Origin of the sequence: Petrocella atlantisensis, from assembly GCF_900538275.1 — a bacterium.
Lineage (GTDB): Bacteria > Bacillota > Clostridia > Lachnospirales > Vallitaleaceae > Petrocella > Petrocella atlantisensis.
Window position 1 is genome coordinate 1,820,417 of record NZ_LR130778.1, and the last position, 19,962, is coordinate 1,840,378.

The following is a 19,962-nucleotide window of genomic DNA, read 5'->3' on the forward strand; positions in this document are numbered from 1 at the left end:
TTATACCTCCTCGCATGCCATATTTACAAAGTTTTCAATAATTTTTTTGCCATTTGGTGTTAATATTGACTCAGGATGAAACTGAAGGCCATAGGTCAAATGGGTCTTATGTTTCATGGCCATAATCTCACCTTCATCGGTCATGGCCAAAACATCAAAACAGTCTGGCAAGGTTGTATATTCAACCACTAAAGAATGGTACCTTGCAACCTCTAGATTTAAATCCATGTCACGAAACAGTTCATTCTTGACTAAGGATATGTTAGAACACTTACCGTGATAAAGTTCTTTTGCATGTATAACCTGACCACCAAAGGCCTGTCCAATACATTGATGGCCCAAACACACGCCAAGTATGGGAATCCTACCGGATACTTTCCTTATGATATCAAGACAATGCCCAGCAGCATCCGGTGTCTTGGGACCGGGAGATAAGATGATTTTATCCGGATTTAATTTGAGCAATTCTTCTGCAGTTATTTTGTCGTTTCGAATAACCCGTATATCCTTTTCATAGGCTCCTACAAACTGATAAAGGTTATATGTAAATGAGTCATAATTATCAATGAGTACAATCATAGATGCCTCCCTTTCCTATGCATGTATGGCTCTGATTTGAGCCTCGGCTTTGTTTCTAGTTTCCTCATATTCCTTGGTCGGGTCTGAATCCGCCACAATACCGGCGCCCGCTTGAATGTATACTTTATTATCTTTGATGACCATGGTTCTTATGGCGATACACATGTCCATGTTCTTGTTATATCCAAAATAACCAACTGCACCACCATATATACCACGCTTAGTTTCTTCAAGCTCTTCAATAATCTCCATTGCCCTAATCTTAGGTGCACCTGATAATGTACCTGCCGGAAGAAAACTCATAAGAACTTCAAACATGTCCTTATCTTCATCTTTTTCTCCTTCTACTAAGGAGACCAAGTGCATGACATGTGAGTATTTTTGAACTTCCATGTAACTGGTCACTTCTACAGAACCAATCTTGGCTATCTTCCCCATATCATTACGACCCAGATCTACAAGCATATTATGTTCTGCTCTTTCCTTATCATCTTCTAACAGGTCCTTAGCCAGTTCTTCATCTTCGATTGGTGTCATACCTCTTTTTCTGGTACCGGCAATAGGACAGTTCTTGATATGATTGCCTTTCATTTCTACTAACATTTCAGGTGATGATCCAACGATATAGTAAGACTGAAAGTTAAAATAAAACATATAGGGGGAAGGGTTCATTCTCCTTAGTTTACGGTAGAGCTTAAAGGGTGATGTTGTACAAGTAGCACTCCATCTTTGTGACAAAACCACTTGGAAAATATCCCCTTCATAAATATATTCTTTTGCCTTAATCACTGCATTCTCATAGACTTCTTGACTAATGTTACTTACAAAATTCAGTTCTTCCTCTGTTTTGTTCTCTTCCAACTTAGTTTCTCTTTTTAATTTTTCTTCTATGCCTTCAATGCGTCTTTGAGCTTTTTTTGCACCTGAATCTGTTGCTTCTTCCAACACCACAATATGCAATTGGTTAAAAAAATGATCATAAGCTAATATTTCAGTAACAAACATAAGATGCAAGTCCGGTGTTTGAAGCTCATCCGGATTAAGCCTGGGAAGATCTTCATATTGCCTGATCATGTCATACCCGACTGAACCTACGGCACCTCCAATAAAAGGTAAATCCGTCCTATTGTCCACCGCATACTGATCGATCTCTTTTTTTACAATATCAAGGGCTCGGCCTTCATAGTTTATGGTTTCGCTCTTTGTTGCGATTTCCACCTTATTACCATAGGCCTTAATTACCTTATCCGGATTACAAGCCATAAAAGAGTAGCGACCTTTGGGTTGTTCCTTACTTTCAAGAAGAAATCCCATTTCATTTCTAACATATTTTGAGTATAAGGTAATCGGTGTTTCAGTATCACAAGCTTTAATATGTTCATAGGTTATTAGTTTTTTCTTGTTCATCTTCTATCCTCCATTTTGTTTGTCCTATAGTAGACCTTTTTCAGAGTATTAAAAAAAACCAAACCCTTCCCTTCTATGGGACGAATTGGTTTCGCTATGCCACCCAAGAATATGATTATCATGGTAAACTGCTTTTATAAACCCCTATAAAAACAAAAAAACACCTCGTCTTGAGACGAAATGCCATCGTAACCACTCAAATAATATCTACTGTCTAACAGATACGGAATAAATCGATATCCTGACTCTATAACGGGAGTTCCCGGCTCAAGCTACTGTAACTTCACTCTGCATCTCATGGAACCATTCTCATACTTTCCTTGTACCGTACCTCACACCAGTCGACGGCTCGCTTGACAATTCCAGTCTACCAACATATATCGTAGACGATATGATACTTTTTCCAATCACTGATTTTTACATTTGTTTTATGTAGTATAACACAATCCTTTATTACTGTAAAGTGATAATTTGACAATTTCAGATTTTCTTATCCTTTTCTCCTGTCTTTTCTTTTGTAAAGACATTCATGCATTTATTTTTACATTTTACTTGATTTTTATTAATAATTTTGATAAAATACTTCTTGGAGAGTTAATTAAATAATATGAATAGGGGTGATTTTATGATTTCCACAGGTTTTGTAAGAAGGGTGGACTCACTTGGGCGTATAACTATACCTTGCGAGTTACGAGCCCAAATTAATCTTTCTGCAAGAGATGCAGTTGAGATCTTCCAAATTGATGATTCATTTCTTATGAAGAAGTATGCACCTTGTGATATCTTCACAGGTGAAATGGATGAATTGATTGAATTTGAAGGAAAAAAGATTTCAAAAAATTCGATTCTTAAAATGGCACAAATTGCAGGTTTCACGATTGTTTAAGCATAGCAATCTGAACAAACTTGACTTACTTTGAAAACATCATAAGCGTATTCTATACTCAAAATAAAGGACCGTCATTGACGGTCCTTTTCAACGACATATTTTAGTTGTCCACTATCTTATAGGTATGATCTGTTAGTGTAAACATCTCTTCAAATCCGGAAGACATCCTAATCTCATAATCTTGGTCTATGTATAAGCATTCCACACCATCAATAGATTCAATAAGATCTAGACCTTCCTTTTGATTCATTGTAAATAAGAGCGTCGAAAGTGCATCTGCATCCATAGATGATTGAGTTACGATGGTCACTGATACCGTTTCACCATCAATGGGATAACCGGTGTTGGCATCAAAAATATGATGGTAGGTCTTGCCATCTTCTTCAAAGTAACGTTCATAAGGTCCCGATGTAACCACTGTCTTATCTTTAATCTCTACATATCCAAAATTAACATTTCTTTGATCATATGGTGTTTGAATGGCTATTTTCCATTCGTCACCGTTGTCTTTTTCACCATAAGCATATACATTTCCACCAAGATTAATAATCGCTTTGCTAATACCTTCATTTCTTAATAAAAGTACCAACTCATCAGCAACAAACCCTTTGGCAATAGCACCTAAATCAATGGACATATCTGTTTTGCTTAAGTAAACGGAACCTTCTTGCTCATCGAGTATAATAGCTTCATAATCTACGTAATTTAGCTTTTGTGTGATCTCGTCACGACTTGGAACCCTTGCCTCTTCTGTTCCTATACCCCATAAATCAACAATGGGTCCTATAGTAGGGTCAAAACTCCCTTTTGAGAGTTTTGCATACATCAATGCTCTTTCGACTACCTTGTAGGTGTCTTGAGATACAACGACCGGTTTTATACCTGCATTTTGATTTATGAGGTCCACTTCGCTACCTGCAATGTGCTTTGACATTAATGTTTCTATTTCATTAATCCGATTGGTCATGCGTGTGAAAATAGCTTCCGATCCCTCATCATATAAGTTAATCGTTATGACCGTATCCAGTGCGTAAGTTGTAATAGACTCAGAAGTACTGTTATCCTTAGCTGCACAGCCGGTGAAGAATAACAGCAGACTTATGAGCATGCATAATCTCTTTAACATCACTTTCTCCTAATCTATAAAATACTGATAAATTTCCCTTTTAGGTTTATCTCTATCTTTTGCGATGGCTTTGATCGCATCTTTTTTATTCATGCCTTGATTTAAATAATGTTGAAGATGATCCTCCAAAGTTAAGGCTTCATATAAGGTATTTTCTTTTGATTTAACTTGCTCAAGGGGGCACCCGGCAATAATTAAAACATATTCACCTCTAGGATCATTGGATTTGTAATATTCTATGGCTTCATTAAGTGTCCATTTTAATACTTCTTCGAACTTCTTGGTCAATTCGCGGGTAATGACAACCTCTCGGTCGCCTCCAAAAAATGTTGTCACTTCGTTTAAAAAGGCTTTAAGTCGATGTGGTGCCTCATAAAAAATCATAGTTCTGGTCTCATTAGTTAGATCTTGTAAACGCTCAGCTCTTTCTTTCTTCCCTACCGGCAAAAAACCTTCATATACAAAACGTCGCGTATCCATACCCGATAAAATTAATCCATTAATCAAAGCTACAGGTCCTGGGATTGATGTAACCGGTATACCCGCTTCTTGGCATAAAATGACCAAATCCTCACCAGGATCCGATATACCCGGCGTTCCGGCATCCGTTACAAGAGCAATATTTTTGCCTTCAATGAGGTCTCTAAGAATATCCGGACCTTTTTGCTGCTTGTTATGCTCATGATAGCTGGTCATTGTCTTATGAATCTCATAATGGTTCAGTAGTTTTATAGTATGTCGTGTATCTTCCGCCGCAATATAATCCACTTCCTTAAGGGTTCTAATAGCTCTATAACTCATGTCTTCCAGGTTACCTATTGGCGTTGCAACCAAATATAATATACCCATATGTACCTCTTTTCATTTTGAAACTTCTTATTGATCCAACATTGTTTATTGGGTCAAAACTAAGTATCACTAAGTTCAACTATATAGTTTTGACACCTTAACCAACATTATAACGCACTAATAACCGTAAATGCTATAGATTTCGTCGGTATAGATACCTTCTGATGTGTATACGATTAGAGGCTTTTCAACTTTCAGAAAGGGATTACCCCCTCTAACAGATTCAATCAGTACCATATTGGCTTCACTTCCAACCTTTGGATGAACCATCTTCAAGCGTTTAGGTTCCATTTTGTAGATTCTAAGTAAAGTTATAATGTCAATAAGCCGGTGAGGTCTGTGAACCAAATAAAATCTGCCGCCCACTTTGGTCAATCGACTCGCTTGGGCTATAACATCTTCAAGGGTGCACAGCACTTCATGTCGTGCTATGGTTTTAGCACTATGTTCATTGGTTATACCTTTCCCCACATCCATATAGGGCGGGTTACAGGTTACCACGTCATAGTTGGATAAAGGAAGCAGATTTTCCGCTTCCTTTATGTCACCATGGATAATTTTTATCTTTTCGTCTAATTGGTTCATCAAAATACTTCGCTTGGCCATATCCACGTTTGCTTCTTGGATCTCCAGACCGGTAATCTGCTTAGGACCAAACCTACCTTCAAGAAGTAAAGGTATAATCCCGTTACCGGTTCCAAGATCTAATACCACATCGGTCGTTTTTATATTGCAAAAACCGGCCAGTAGAACAGCATCCATTCCAAAACAAAACATAGCTTCATTTTGTATTATCTTATAACCTTTGCGATGCAAATCATCTAAACGCTCTTCGGGTTTCAACTCTTCTATCATCTTAATTCCTTTAACTCTTTTTTTTATCTTCCTGTGGCTTCTTTTGAGGATTGTTCACGCGCTTACCTTTGTTCTGAGGCTTACCACGTTTTGGTCTATGTTTCTGTTCATGCTTTTGCTTTTGACCTTCCTGATTATCCTGTTCTTTTTTCTTTTCTTCCCGTTCAAGGGCTTCTAACCTTCTAAGTTCATCTTCTTCTTCTTTTGTAATTTGAGCCTGACCCTTTTTTCGATTTGGTTTTTGTATTATAAGATCTTCGATCTTAAGCTGCACGATCTCCGGATCACCATCCGGTTTTCTGATTACGATTTTAACCAACTGACGAATAATGTTGGTATTAATTACCTCACCCATAAGACCGGTTTCTTTAACTTTAACTATATCACCGTAATTGGGTAAATTTTTATTTAAGTATTCATAGGTTTCTTCTTCATATTTCAAACAACACATTAAACGTCCACAAACACCAGATATCTTAGTCGGATTCAGGGAAAGGTTTTGTTCCTTTGCCATTTTTATGGAGACTGGATGAAAGTCTGTCAAGAAACTATGACAACATAAAGCTAAACCGCAGATACCGATACTTCCGATCATCTTGGTCTCATCTCTAACGCCTATTTGACGTAACTCAATACGTGTTTTAAAAACCGCGGCCAAATCTTTAACCAGTTCTCTGAAATCAATCCGACCATCAGCAGTAAAATAAAATAACAGCTTATTGTTGTCAAAGGTATACTCGCAGTCAATAAGCTTCATATCCAGGTTATGTTTACGAATTTTTTTATTGCAAATTTCATAAGCTTCCCGTTCTTTTTTCTTGTTTTCTGCTTCGGTTTGATCGTCTTCAGTTGTCGCCATCCGAATCACTTTTTTAAGGGGTTGAATCACATCATTTTCTTCTATCTCTCTGTTACCAAGTACAACATGACCATACTCGATACCTCTAACCGTTTCGACAATAACACATTGCCCAGGTTTTATATCAAATGATGCCGGGTCAAAATAATAAATCTTGCCGGCTTTTCTAAATCTAACGCCTACTACTTTAATCATAACTTCTCCTTTAATTTCATTCACCAATGAAATGGATTTATTTTGAATTCATTGCTTGAATCAGCATCACTTCCACGAGCAAAGTGAAGTTGATATGCAATCGATCATATTTTCTGATTTGTTCTATACCTTCAATCAAGCTACTTATCCTATTATACGACAAATAGGGTACTTGTTTCAACAACAGATTCTTATTGTCCATATGAATCAAGGGTTCCAAATCCCCAAGGCTCTTAATAACCATCAAATCTCTTAGCCACGTTAACATAAGATCTAGGAAGTCCTGTTTTTCATCTTTATATTTTTCAAAGACTTCTACTTGTGCCATAGCCTCTACTTTATCATTATTAGATAGGGCCGTCATAACTTGAATCATATCCTTACGCATTTCGTGAAAGCTTTCAGAATGCCTTAAAGCTAAGGCTCTACCCATATTTCCTCTTGCAAAAGAGGCGTATAGCTTTGCCTGATAATCCGGAACACCTAAGTCCTTCTCCAGATAATCTTCAATACATGTTTGACTTAAAGCTCTAAGACGAATGACAACACACCTTGACAAGATGGTTGATAAGAAAGTATGGGTGTGGGTGGCCAATAAAATAAATCTCACATGAATGGGAGGTTCTTCTAAAGTTTTAAGCAAGGCGTTCTGAGCCTGTATTGTCATTTTCTCTGCTTCGTGTATGATATAAATCTTATAATCATACACATATGGCTTAATAAAGACGTCTTTATTAACTTGCTCTCGTATATCATCGACGCCGATGCCGGTCTTCTTGCTGGCACGAATATGGATGACATCCGGGTGATTGCCACTGTCATATGAGTGACACGACCTACAAGCATCACAAGCCTCAATACCATGAGCCTGACATTGCATGACTTTTGCATAGGTATTGGCCAATCTTTTCTTGCCCTTACCGCCTTCACCTTCTATGATATAGGCATGGGATATTTTATTCAGTTTTATAGCATTTTGAAAATGTTGGATGACCTCTTCATAACCTTTTATCTCATCAAATCTATACATAAGCCGTCTCCTTTTGACATGTCTTATCATATCACTATTGCAACCTTTTTTAAAGCAAATGTACATAGTTTATAACCATTCTTTTTCTGGCTAAGTCTATATTCTACAACACGTTGTTAAGCCATGCCGCCTCTGCTATAATGGTTTTATGCAATATTAATGATAATAGGAAGGTAGACCCTATGAAAATATTACTTGTAGCCGATCAAGAATCTAGGTACATATGGGATTTTTTTGACCCAAAGCGTTTTGAGAACATTGATATCATCCTTTCTGCCGGCGATCTAAAGGCCAGCTATATGGAGTTTATCAATACTGTTATGCGAAAGCCACTTTACTACGTTCATGGTAATCATGACCATAGTTACCTGGATACGCCACCTATGGGGTGCATAAATATCGAAGATGATTTGGTTGTTATTGATGGGATACGTATACTTGGGCTAGGCGGATCCATGCGATACAAAAAAGGGCCGATGCAATATTCTGAAGCAGAAATGGTCAAACGTGTTCGCAAACTTAGACGTAAAATTGATAAGCATAAAGGCTTTGATATTCTTCTGACACACGCTCCCGCTAAAGGCCTCGGTGATGGGGATGATTTATGTCATCAAGGATTTATGGTCTTCAATCAGCTTATGGATATCTATAAACCTTCATATTTTCTCCATGGGCACCAACACCTTAATTATAATTTAAACGCAAAAAGAATACGTCATTACAAGGATACAACCATTATTAATGGCTATGATTATTATATTTTTGATTTTGAATCAAACGGCTTTTCCTATGATAAGAAAAATACCCCAAACTCGGATTTTGATTCTGGCTTATGGCTCAAGAAATTCTTGTCTCCAAAAAAACAATGAGTGTCTTACTCATTGTTTTTTTATTAGGATTATCATGATCTTAATACTTTTTTTTCACACTATAGAGCTCTAGGAGTTTATGGTTTTGTTCCCTTGCGTTGATACTTGGAATACTGCCATTAACACCATAGACAAACCAATCCATATCAAGGATGGCTTCGTTACTGATATGGGTACCTGCTTCTACCACTAACTCTTTTTTCTGATTGTATATAGGACCAGTGAAGGGGTGATGCACACCATCAACAATCATTTTTTTCATAAATGTTACACTGTTTATTAACGGCTCCGGTAACTTGGATTCAGAATACATGATATCAACAACACCGGCATCCATTCCCCACCAGTAACTAATGGCACGTTCATTGTTCCCGAGTAATCCACTGATTTTGTTATAGTTACCGCTCATAATATTTCTTACAATCTTTTCATAAAAGACACCCCAATGCCAATGAGGACTTGCAAGGCAAATAGGCTTTTGACCATTACGTAGCTCATCTGCAAAGTAAATACCTGAATGCTTCAAACTTGTCTTTAGGTCTGTAGACTCTTGATGACATATGATGTCGACACCCATATCCATAAGTTGTTGGTCTATTTTGTAGCATTCATCTTCACAACCCACAGTTGTGGCATCCACCCATTTGACAAAAACTTCTGCAAAAGGGTTTAGAAATCTTGCACCAAGTGCATAGGCGTTAATACTACTGATGACCTCCGGAATCGGATACGTGACAACATATCCCAGTTGATTGGTTTTGCTCATAGCCCCTGCTATCATACCAACTAGAAAATTAGGTTCGAAAATTCGGCCAAAATAGGTTCGAAAATGTCTAAAAGACAAGCTTTCAGAGCAATTAAGAAATCTTATATGCTCATAAGCTAAAGATGCCTTTAATGTCTCGTGTATAAAAGCCGGCGATGTGGCAAATATAATATCATAGTCTTCTTCTGCTGCTTTTTTCAGATCATCATAAGCCCGTTCATCCTCCGGTACATTGTTGATACAGATGGTTGTAACACTATCGCCCATCACATTTTCCAGGTGTTGACGACCTATTTCATGGCCGTAGGTCCAGGCTGAAGTATCCTTGGATTTTGCATGTAAGAAAGCAATTTTGGCTTCTTTCATAGCAAAAGGTAAGTTGGTTAAGCCAAAAAATAAGGGTTTCTTTTCTAGTTCTGTTGGCGTTAACTCTAATTCGTATTTATTTGAACTACCAATGATCTCAAGTTCTGCCCACAGACTCTTAAGATTTTCTTCTAAAACTTCTGTTATGCCTTCCCTATATGGGTAGACATCTAGGTACTGTAAAAAAGCATCACCTGTGGTAATGGGAATTTGATCGCCACCTAGTTTTTTATATAGTGTTTTGAACTGATAATAAATGGATCTTAAATCGCCTTTTTTATCTTCTTGATGCCAACCGTATTTTTCTATGATTTTATGCATTTTTACAAAGCTACCCACTTCAGTGAACCATAAATAATTAATCTGATGACTCTTGTAAAAATCCAAAAACTCATAATAGATGACGATGGTCTTATCTTCTTTATCATATCTTGGAATCAATCGGGTTACATAAGCAGATATTAAAACCGCCTCACTGTAACTAAGTACACTGACCCTCTTGTTCCCCTCTTCGACATAATACCAGTTTAAATATTCATAAACTTTAATAGGCTCTCTTATACCCTCTTCAATATGAGCTTCGTATAAATAAACCCACTTTGCCGCAAATTCTGTTGAAGGTCCTAAAATAGGCATAAAATCTGGAGCGAACGCACTTCTCCTTGCATTTGTTCTTGTTCCTTTTATTTTTTTAATAGGAATCTCTGTGAGTCCTAAGTTGACCTCTGATACAATAGACTCGCGTGACAGAATTGCATCAAGAGATGGGACATGGGCATTCCAACCGTTAGACTTATAATGGTTTACCGTTTTTATACCTAGTTTCCTGGCTTTTTCGTAATTCGACCTTCCAAGCTCCATTTGTTTCAACCCTTCCTATTCATATCTGTCATCTATATACCACAAGAAAAGAAGCTTTGCTTCGTTATGAGCTCTGCTCATATTTCTGAACGGTTCGAAAGGAAACTTCCTTGATAGTTAATGCGATGCTTCAACGCATTAACATAGCATTGTCTTTCCTAGAGAAGAACAAAGAGGCTATGCCTCGTTATCTCGAAGAGATATTGTTCCGGCAGGAAAGACTTCCCTGATCGTTAATGCGACGCTTCAACGCATTAACATGACATATTTTTTCTTAGAGATAAAAGAACCTGTCACATTAGACAGGTCCTTGATTATTGTCGCATGTATGGATTATGGTACTATATCATCATATCAAGAAGTAGTCCTTTTATGTCATCAATTCTACCCAATATATTCAGATGATTTTTCTCTTCTTTAAGGAGTTCCTGAGCCAATTCATCAAGGTTCTTATCTACCAATTTGACAATACCATAGACTCTATGCCGCCCTCGTTTATCAAGAAAATTCTCTCTTGAAAACTTATGTGAATGGGTTACGATTTCATTCATAAAGTCCTTGACCATCTCTCGATACTTTTTCATATCTTTTATATCCATATGCTTGGACAAACGATCCCCTTGGGCTGTAATATCCTTAATCATCCCATCCAATTTGCTTTGTAATTCACTTTCTTCAATCTTACTCAGCAACGTGAATTTAAAGTCATCTTTGGACACAACCTCTTTGTTTGAAGTCACATCGGATACATTTGTCATTGTCAATGGGTTAATTTTCATGTCCATAGAAACACAACTCCTTAAAACTGTATATGTTTAAAGCAACAACCTATACTTCTTTAAACCTACCTTGTTAAGCTGTAAAAACTAAGTTTCACTAATTCACAACAATATATAGATTACGTTGATGCATTCATAACTATATATTGTATGCGAAATTTCAACTATATAGTTTTGACACCTTAACCATACCTAAATCTTTAAATATTTCTCAATATCGATAACAAATATGGTAGCGCCTCCAACGGTTATTTCAACCGGATAAGGCATACATCCTTCAATTGCACTAGGTATAGGCGGGTTCATTAGAGATAGTTCTTTTTTGGTCTGGCATTTCTCTTCTATAATACCAAGTACTTTGTCCACTTCCTGCTCCTTAACACCAACAAACAAGGTCGTGTTACCTGTCTTTAGAAATCCACCTGTTGATGCTAACTTAGTTGCCATGTATCCTTGTGATGTCAATGCATCCACCAACTTATGAGCATCTTCATCATGAATCACTGCTATGATCAATTTCATAAGATCACCTCTATCCTTTATCGGCATAATTAAATTACTTACTTAACTATATTATAACACCTTGAAAAATTATAACAAGTAGTGCAACTTGCAACTTATCTGCCGAGTATGCAGTTCAAGTAGACCAAAAAGTAGTAACCTTAGATTTTCATCCATGGTTACTACTTTTTCTAATGTGTAAATGTTTGATTTAACTATATACCAAAATAGGCCTTAGCATTGTTGTAACAAATATCTTGAATCATACGCCCTAAAAACTCAGGATTGTTAGGATATTCTCCGTTTTCAACCCATTCTCCAAAGAGATTGCATAATATACGTCTAAAATATTCATGCCGCACATAAGACAGAAAACTTCTTGAATCTGTCAACATACCAACAAAACGACTGATGAGCCCCAGTTGAGCCAGTGTCTTCATCTGATCGATCATACCGTCTTTCTGATCACAGAACCACCAACCGGAACCAAACTGAATCTTACCGGCTATCCCGCCACCTTGAAAATTACCAATCATGGTTCCAATCACATAATTATCTCTTGGATTTAAGACATAAATAATGGTTTTTGGTAACTCATCTGTTGTATCTAGGTCATTAAGGAGGTCCGATAATGCTCTGGCAAATACTGTATCATTAATAGAATCAAAACCTGTATCCGGACCGACTTCCTCATGCATTCTCGTATTGTTATTACGTAGTGCACCAATATGCAATTGCATCGTCCAACCTTTTTTTGCATAAAACTTGCCTAACTGATTCATGACCAGACTTTTATATTTGACCACTTCATCGTGGGTTAATGCACTACCTCGAAGCGTCTTTTTAAAAATAGTCTCCCCTTCTTCTAGAGTTACATTTTTTAAGGCCTCATAGTGAACTTCATCAAGGGCGTGATCAGAAAGCCTGCAGCCTTGATTATGAAAGTAGACTACCCGTTCTTCTAACGCTTTAAACAATAAGGCTAAAGATGTTATACCATAGCCTACTGAAGATTCAAGTTGCTTTAACCAAGGTAGAAATGTTTCTAAATGAATATGGATACCTTTATCCGGTCTAAAAGTAGGTAGTACTTTGGTCTTAAAGGTATCATCTTCCTTAATAATCTTGTGATATTCTAATGTATCTATTGGATCATCTGTTGTACAGATCACATCCACATTGGACCTTGTTATAAGTGCCTTTGATGTAAAAGCATCTGTTTTTAAACGTTCATTACACACATCCCATATATTTTCTGCTGTGGTCATATCTAATTGCTCTTCTATGTCAAAATAACGTTTTAGTTCAAGATGGGCCCAGTGATACATGGGGTTCCCTATAGCATAAGGCAAGGCTTCGGCAAAAGCCATAAATTTACTGGCATCCGGCGCATTCCCAGTTATAGATGCTTCTAATACACCGTTGCTGCGCATAACACGCCACTTATAGTGGTCACCACCTAGCCAAATTTCAGTCATATTTTTATAGGATTTGTTTTCAGCGATTTCCTGAGCAGATAAGTGGCAGTGGTAGTCAAAAATCGGCATGTCTTTTGCATAATCATGGTAAAGGCGAATTGCCGTCTCATTGGTTAATAGAAAATTCTCGTCCATAAACTTTTTCATAATGTTACCCCCGTTTTAAAAATTGCGATTTCTCGGTAATTATTCAGTTCCTGTCGTGTTTTAGCACCATTAATGGTGGCAATGATCTTCTCGGTAAATTGTTCTAATATTGCATCCATACTTAATCCATCTACCAACTGTCCGGCATTAAAATCAATCCAGTTGGGCTTTTTCTCAAACAAGGGTGTGTTGGTCGAGATTTTTACCGTTGGTACAAAACCGCCAAAAGGTGTGCCTCTGCCTGTTGAAAAAAGTACCATATGACACCCACACATACCTAGAGTGGTGGTTGCTACCGCATCATTGCCTGGGGCACTAATTAAGTTCAATCCGGGTGTTTTCAGCCGCTCTGTATGTTTTAGAACATCCATGACTAAGCTGTCCCCTGCCTTCGTGGTACACCCAAGTGACTTATCTTCTAGAGAAGATATACCACCACTTTTATTACCCGGTGAAGGGTTATCATAGATCACTTGATTATGCTTTTTATAATAGTTTTTGAAATCATTGACCATCTCCACCATCTTATCAAAAACTTCTCTATTGACACATCGGTTCATGAGAATGGTCTCAGCACCGAACATTTCAGGTACTTCTGTAAGCACAGTTGTCCCACCTTGCTCAACTAAGTAATCTGAAAATCTACCAATCAATGGATTGGCTGTTATACCACTAAGTCCGTCTGAACCACCACACTCTAAACCGACACGAATAGATGACAGCGGTTTTTCAACACGCTGGTCTTTTAGCATTTCATCAAAGAGGGCTCTTACCATCTCATATCCTGCCTCGATTTCATCTTCCACTTCCTGAGAAATCAAAAAACGAACACGCGATTTGTCATAGGTACCTAAAGATTCTTCAAAATCTTTGATCTGATTATTTTCGCAGCCCAGTCCAATCACGAGAACACCACCGGCATTGGGATGTTTTGTTATATTTTGTAATGTTTTTCGGGTATTGATATGATCATCGCCCATTTGAGAACAACCATAGTTGTGGGTATAGGCATATATACCGTCAAAATTATCCAAACGATTCAGGTCAATGCCTTCTTCCATACAGCGGCTTTTAAAAACATCAATAATACGGTTGGATACACCATTGACACAACCCACTGTTGGTATGATCCACAGCTCATTTCTAATACCAACTTCTTGGCCCATTCTTTCATAGACTTTGACTGTTTTACGCTCTATTTTTGATACTGAAGCTTCTAACGTTACATCATTATTTTTTTCAGGTTGATAGTTGTAGGACAATATGTCACCTAAAGAAGTCTTAAGGTTATGGGTGTGTATATGCTCACCTTTTAAGATGTCACAAGTGGCTATGCCAATAGGCATACCATACTTAATAATGGCTTCATCTTTTTTTATGTCTTTTAAAGCATATTTATGACCTCTTATTAGGTTCTTGCTGTCATCTTCTTCAAGATTGATATATACATTGTCTCGGTTGTGAATAACATAATGTTTGTTCATTGGACCTCCTCCTAATCAATCTTCATCTTCAACGGCATGGATTAGATTTTCCATACCTTCATCCAGTATGATTGAAACATAATTGACCACTTGATCTCTTAGTCCGGGTATGTGATTCAGGTTACCTTTCCAATTAGGTTCATATCCAAGTACGGCTTCTACTACATCTACAAGGCTTGTCTTACTACCATCATACTGCTTCCAAGCATCTTTATAAAGCTTTAGAATATCCTCATTGTCGACTATGGCGATCTTCTTACCGGCATATTCACCTCGATAAAAAACCATATAAGAAGCCAACGCCGCAACCAATCGCTTAGGTAACTTACTATTTTGATCAAAATAAGCAAGAAGTGAAGGCAGAACACGTGTCTGATATTTCGACATACTGTTTAATGAGATACTCATAAGATAATGCTTAACAAAAGGGTTTTTGAAACGCAAGATGACTTCAGCTGCGTAAATTTCTAGCGCTTCTTTTGACAAAGTAAGTGTCGGAATGATTTCATCAAATATTGCCTTCATAAGAAATTGATTGATCTGTGGATCTTCTACGGACTCAAGAACCGTTTCGATACCATATAAATAAGCAACCGGTACTAGGGTGGTATGGGCACCGTTTAGAATACGTACTTTTCTCACCTTATAGGGTGTGACATCATCTACAAAAAGCACTTGGCAACCTGCTTCGTCTGCCGGAAAAGCCTGCTGAACTTTATCATTGCCTTGAATAACCCAAAGATTAAACTGTTCACTTTCCACCACCAACTGATCTTCGTAACCCAATTCTTCCCATATTGTCTTTATATTTTCTTTGGGATAACCAGGAACAATCCGATCGACAAGTGTATTACAGAACTGATTGGATTTTTCAACCCAGGTCTTAAAAGTCTCACCAAGGTTCCATAGATCTATATAGGCCATTACCGCTTCTTTTAGTCGGTCTGCATTGTTGTCTATGAGCTCACAAGGCAACACGATATAGCCTTTATCAGGGTCTCCCTTAAAAGCTTCATATCTTTCATACATCAGTCTTGTTAATTTTCCCGGATATGTTACCGAAGCTTCCATATCCAATTGGTCTTTTGAATCAAATACGATGCCCGCTTCCGTCGTATTTGAGACAATGATTGAGGCTGTTTCTATGTGCGCTAGAGAAAGGTAGCTCTCAAAATCCTCATAAGGATTAATTCCAACGGATAATGCTGTATTTTTATAATACTCTATGACCGGCTCCTGATTCTTAATACCTTTCAAATAGTGGGTGTATGTATAATTCTGCGACTCTAGTATAGGTAGCAAACCTTTTGCTAAAGGTTGGACAACCGCTACACTACCATTGAATAAATTCTGCTCATTCATTTTATGAATCATCCAATCCACAAAACCTCTTAGAAAATTACCTTCTCCAAATTGTATCACCTTGACTGGGTGATCTGGTGCTTTTTTCCATTCTGCTACATTCATCCTTCTACCTCACATTTTTTGACATTCATCGTTGACCGGTTATTCTTACCATTCTTTACACTTGTCTTAATATATTACTTCTGATATAACTATAGTATAACCAAATACACGACTATTCAATAAGTAGCTTTTGACAAACTGTGCATTTTTTGACATTAGTCTATGAAAAGAGGGCAACTATGAATGCATTTGAGCAACAACGCCAACAATATATTATTAATCTTCTAAGTGAAATCTTACCGGAGAATTTAAAAAATGAGACACAACTGTCTCAGATTGGTCTCCATGAGTCCGGTACTTATATTGTCTTGCAATTAACGCTGACAAACGGCATAACACGGTTAATAGGGGGTATGCCGGAGCATTCCCTTACAGCATGGAAAAATACTTTCCATCAACATCTTCTTGATGCCTTTACCTATATGGATATTAAACCCGTATGCCTCTTAAACCTTCAACCTTTTAACCGTACCTTGATTCTTTCTATATCAAATACTCTTCCTCATCAAAGTATAAAACAACAGCTACAGACTTGCTTTGATGAACTGCATAAAGCATTGACAACAACCTATGGTGCATCTATTATTGGTTGTTTTGGTAGTTTTGTTAATAACTTTTTTAGTATCGGTAGTTCCTATAAAAAGTCTAGAAAGCTCCAAGAATATACTTTAATTATTGGACAAGGTCATTGTGTGTTTTTTGATGACTTTTCCATCCAGGAGGATTACTCCTTAATTGAATACAGTTATATTCAAAACTTTGAAACTTTACTACAGCATCGTGATTGGCTAAATATATACAAGCTCATTGATACGATCAAATGGTCCCTTATTTCCAATGCCACAAATAATTCTAAAACCATTTATTTATATAAAGAAATTTATGCTTTAACCATTCGACATCTGTTTAACCAAATGCTTACCTATCAAGAAGAAATCAAACAGCTCAATGAAGGAATTATCATGTTCGAACACCTTTTTAACGACTTACATGATGTACATGCTTATTACTTGGAAATATTACAGAATATTTCGCAAGTAGATATGGATACGCCTTATTCTTTGCATATTAAAAAGGCCTTACATATCATCCACTTGGAGTATATGCAGGCCATTAGCTTAAATTATATTGCAGATTCTTTAAATATTTCTACTGCTTATCTGTCTAGACTATTCAAAAACGAAGTTGGCATAAATTTCAAAGCCTATTTGACCAACTATCGCCTCAGTATCGCCAAGCAACTCCTAACGGCCACCACCCATGATCTTCTAACCATCGGTACAAATATCGGCTATCCTACAGCCACTCAGTTTATTCGAGTTTTTAGATCCAGTGAAGGTATGACACCAACAGAATATAGAAACTATCATCCTGTCATTGACCGTTCATGATTATTGACTTATTTTGGTAATAATGCTTTTATAGCCTCTAATATAATTTGATGGATGTCCTCTATAGACTTTGTTGCATCTACCGTCAAGATTCTATTTTGATGGCGTTTTGCCAAAAGCCGATAGCCTTCATTAACCTTTAAATGAAAAGCATCGCTTTCAAGTTCTAGTCGATCTAAAGCTTGTTGATTTTTTTTCCTAAATAGTCCAAGGTCCGGTGGTAAATCCAATAATATGGTCAAATCCGGTATTAAGCCAAGAGTCGCATAACTGTTAATATTTTCAACGGCATCTATACCAACACCCCTAGCATAGCCTTGATAGACGACAGAGGAATCCACAAAACGATCACAAATAACCACCTTACCTTGTTCAATACTCGGCTTGATGAACTCAGCTACATGTTGTGCTCTTGCAGCTGCATATAACAATACCTCTGTCATATTGTCCATTTCCATGTTATTACTATCTAAAATCACCGCTCTGATTTTTTCACTAATCGGTGTTCCACCCGGCTCTCTTGTCAATAAAACTTTAAAACCATGCTCATCAAAATATGACATGAGCAAGTCAATCTGAGTTGATTTTCCGGAACCGTCTCCACCTTCTATTGTTATAAATATACCTTTCATAATGACCTCTTTCATTCGATTTTATAGGATAACATCCACTTTATTCTCTTCATAACCCAGAATTTCCAAGCCTTCTTCTTCCCATTTATGAATCTGTTGTATCAAACCTTTCGTAATTTTTTCTCCCGGTACCACCATAGGAATACCCGGTGGATAAGGTGTAATCATGCCTGCTGCAATTCTATCTAATCCCTGACTTATAGGTATTCTCTCACTTTTTTGGGAGAAAGCCTCATAAGGTTCCAGTACCTTTTCATTCTTGTCAAAACAATGCGCTACTTTTAATGGCTTTATTAATGGCTTAAGCTTTTTATCAATGGCCTTTATTGCTCTTGCATAGGAAATTAAATCACTTTTACGATCTGCTATACTAAAAAATCCCAGTGCATGAATCTTAGAAGAAAGTTCTAATTGTATATTATAATCCTTTCTTAGTATTTGATTAAAATCATGACCGGTAATATTCGATTTTTCAAAAAGTAGAACATGTTTATAGGGGTCTTTTGCAACAATACCTTCCCCAATATTTCTATATTGACTTAAACTTCGAATGCTTTTCATTTTAATGAGACTGTTATTCACTTTTTCTAGATTTTTCGAGTGACTTGTCCACAGTTTTTCCTGATGCATCAACTGCCGAATACACATGTCCATCTGGGCCATCATGACATAAGAAGGACTACTGGTCTGCAGCATCTGTAACATTTTTAGTACTTTTCTTTCTGTCTCTTTTTCCAGATTTAGATGCAGAAGGGCTGATTGAGTGAACGTAGGCAAGGTTTTATGCATGCTATGTATAACTATATCAGCACCCAAATTGACGGCTGAATCCGGTAAGCTTTTTGAAAAGGGGAGATGAGCGCCATGAGCTTCATCTACAATCAACATAACATTATAGCGATGACATATTTTTGCTATGGTTTCAACGTCCGATATAAAACCCTCATATGTAGGACTGGTCATTATAAAAGACAGTATCTTAGGATTAGCAATTAAAGCCTCTTCCACTTTTCTTGGATCAATGCCGCCAACTAAGCCAAACTGCGTAACTTCCGGATAAATATATAATGGCTTTAACTTAAATAATGTGATGCCATGATACACGGACTGATGACAATTCCTAGCAACCAAAACTGTATCTTCTGCTTCATGGATACCTCCAATAACACTTATAATACCCATGGTGCTGCCATTCACTAAGAAAATACTTTTCTTAGTCCCATACATTTTTGCGATATGATCCATGCTTTCTTTTAGTATGCCACTGGCTTGATAAAGATGATCTGTTCCCGGTACCTCTGTAACATCTATGGTATAGGCATCCTCAATAAATCGATAACGTCCACCTTTATGTCCTGGCATATGCATCGGATATACCTTGTGATGATATTTTTTCAGATGACTATAGAGATTTTTATTCATTGATATACCC

At 37.2% G+C, this 19,962-nt stretch carries 18 protein-coding genes; 3 read left to right on the forward strand and 15 right to left on the reverse strand.

What is annotated here, in order from left to right:
- Together PATL70BA_RS08490 and trpE are read right to left on the reverse strand one after the other, a co-directional pair.
- The gene (locus PATL70BA_RS08490) at nt 1–579 is read right to left on the reverse strand and encodes an anthranilate synthase component II (protein ID WP_125136968.1); all 579 of its coding nucleotides are present in this window, start codon (nt 577–579) and stop codon (nt 1–3) included.
- 15 nt (nt 580–594) lie between these two features.
- Complete coding sequence (gene trpE, locus PATL70BA_RS08495; protein ID WP_125136969.1) at nt 595–1,986, reverse strand: anthranilate synthase component I; 1,392 nt, start codon at nt 1,984–1,986, stop codon at nt 595–597.
- Nucleotides 1,987–2,611: 625 nt separating this feature from the next.
- Here trpE and PATL70BA_RS08500 point away from each other — a divergent pair.
- Complete coding sequence (locus PATL70BA_RS08500) at nt 2,612–2,872, forward strand: AbrB/MazE/SpoVT family DNA-binding domain-containing protein (protein WP_125136970.1); 261 nt, start codon at nt 2,612–2,614, stop codon at nt 2,870–2,872.
- 103 nt (nt 2,873–2,975) lie between these two features.
- Here the strand turns inward: PATL70BA_RS08500 and PATL70BA_RS08505 are convergent, their stop codons facing one another.
- The 5 genes from PATL70BA_RS08505 to holB all read right to left on the reverse strand — a co-directional run bounded on the left by PATL70BA_RS08505 (nt 2,976) and on the right by holB (nt 7,789).
- Nucleotides 2,976–4,001: an FAD:protein FMN transferase gene (locus tag PATL70BA_RS08505; protein ID WP_125136971.1), complete on the reverse strand. Its 1,026-nt coding sequence runs from the start codon at nt 3,999–4,001 to the stop codon at nt 2,976–2,978.
- Between the two features lie 9 nt (nt 4,002–4,010).
- Nucleotides 4,011–4,850 carry a 16S rRNA (cytidine(1402)-2'-O)-methyltransferase gene (rsmI, locus tag PATL70BA_RS08510; RefSeq protein WP_125136972.1) on the reverse strand — a complete coding sequence of 280 codons (840 nt, stop codon included), beginning with the start codon at nt 4,848–4,850 and terminating at the stop codon, nt 4,011–4,013.
- 117 nt (nt 4,851–4,967) lie between these two features.
- On the reverse strand, nt 4,968–5,705 hold the full coding sequence (locus PATL70BA_RS08515) for a tRNA1(Val) (adenine(37)-N6)-methyltransferase (RefSeq protein WP_125136973.1): 738 nt from the start codon (nt 5,703–5,705) through the stop codon (nt 4,968–4,970).
- Nucleotides 5,706–5,715: 10 nt separating this feature from the next.
- Complete coding sequence (locus tag PATL70BA_RS08520; RefSeq protein ID WP_125136974.1) at nt 5,716–6,759, reverse strand: PSP1 domain-containing protein; 1,044 nt, start codon at nt 6,757–6,759, stop codon at nt 5,716–5,718.
- A 37-nt stretch (nt 6,760–6,796) separates the two neighbouring features.
- Nucleotides 6,797–7,789 carry a DNA polymerase III subunit delta' gene (gene holB, locus PATL70BA_RS08525; RefSeq protein WP_172596177.1) on the reverse strand — a complete coding sequence of 331 codons (993 nt, stop codon included), beginning with the start codon at nt 7,787–7,789 and terminating at the stop codon, nt 6,797–6,799.
- Between the two features lie 182 nt (nt 7,790–7,971).
- Here holB and PATL70BA_RS08530 point away from each other — a divergent pair, with 182 nt between their 5' ends.
- The gene (locus tag PATL70BA_RS08530) at nt 7,972–8,658 is read left to right on the forward strand and encodes a metallophosphoesterase family protein (protein ID WP_125136976.1); all 687 of its coding nucleotides are present in this window, start codon (nt 7,972–7,974) and stop codon (nt 8,656–8,658) included.
- A gap of 40 nt (nt 8,659–8,698) precedes the next feature.
- On the opposite strand, the gene PATL70BA_RS08535 is transcribed toward PATL70BA_RS08530, so the two are convergent.
- From PATL70BA_RS08535 to PATL70BA_RS08560, 6 genes are all read right to left on the reverse strand, one after another.
- Complete coding sequence (locus tag PATL70BA_RS08535) at nt 8,699–10,651, reverse strand: BMP family ABC transporter substrate-binding protein (RefSeq protein ID WP_125136977.1); 1,953 nt, start codon at nt 10,649–10,651, stop codon at nt 8,699–8,701.
- Nucleotides 10,652–10,992: 341 nt separating this feature from the next.
- The gene (locus tag PATL70BA_RS08540) at nt 10,993–11,436 is read right to left on the reverse strand and encodes a YaaR family protein (protein WP_125136978.1); all 444 of its coding nucleotides are present in this window, start codon (nt 11,434–11,436) and stop codon (nt 10,993–10,995) included.
- A 186-nt stretch (nt 11,437–11,622) separates the two neighbouring features.
- The gene (locus tag PATL70BA_RS08545; RefSeq protein ID WP_125136979.1) at nt 11,623–11,952 is read right to left on the reverse strand and encodes a cyclic-di-AMP receptor; all 330 of its coding nucleotides are present in this window, start codon (nt 11,950–11,952) and stop codon (nt 11,623–11,625) included.
- Nucleotides 11,953–12,146: 194 nt separating this feature from the next.
- Nucleotides 12,147–13,556 carry a glucuronate isomerase gene (uxaC, locus tag PATL70BA_RS08550; RefSeq protein WP_125136980.1) on the reverse strand — a complete coding sequence of 470 codons (1,410 nt, stop codon included), beginning with the start codon at nt 13,554–13,556 and terminating at the stop codon, nt 12,147–12,149.
- Nucleotides 13,553–15,040 carry a UxaA family hydrolase gene (locus tag PATL70BA_RS08555; protein WP_125136981.1) on the reverse strand — a complete coding sequence of 496 codons (1,488 nt, stop codon included), beginning with the start codon at nt 15,038–15,040 and terminating at the stop codon, nt 13,553–13,555. The genes uxaC and PATL70BA_RS08555 overlap by 4 nt, the downstream gene beginning before the upstream one ends.
- Nucleotides 15,041–15,055: 15 nt before the next feature.
- A complete protein-coding gene (locus PATL70BA_RS08560; protein WP_125136982.1) occupies nt 15,056–16,507 on the reverse strand; it encodes a tagaturonate reductase in 1,452 nt (483 codons plus the stop codon).
- 179 nt (nt 16,508–16,686) lie between these two features.
- Here PATL70BA_RS08560 and PATL70BA_RS08565 point away from each other — a divergent pair, with 179 nt between their 5' ends.
- A complete protein-coding gene (locus PATL70BA_RS08565; RefSeq protein WP_125136983.1) occupies nt 16,687–17,898 on the forward strand; it encodes a helix-turn-helix domain-containing protein in 1,212 nt (403 codons plus the stop codon).
- A gap of 8 nt (nt 17,899–17,906) precedes the next feature.
- Here PATL70BA_RS08565 and tmk read toward each other — a convergent pair whose 3' ends face one another.
- Both tmk and PATL70BA_RS08575 read right to left on the reverse strand, forming a co-directional pair.
- Entirely contained in the window at nt 17,907–18,530 is a 624-nt protein-coding gene (gene tmk / locus PATL70BA_RS08570; protein WP_172596178.1) for a dTMP kinase, read from the reverse strand.
- A 21-nt stretch (nt 18,531–18,551) separates the two neighbouring features.
- On the reverse strand, nt 18,552–19,952 hold the full coding sequence (locus PATL70BA_RS08575; protein ID WP_125136985.1) for an aminotransferase class I/II-fold pyridoxal phosphate-dependent enzyme: 1,401 nt from the start codon (nt 19,950–19,952) through the stop codon (nt 18,552–18,554).
- Nucleotides 19,953–19,962 lie beyond the last annotated feature (10 nt).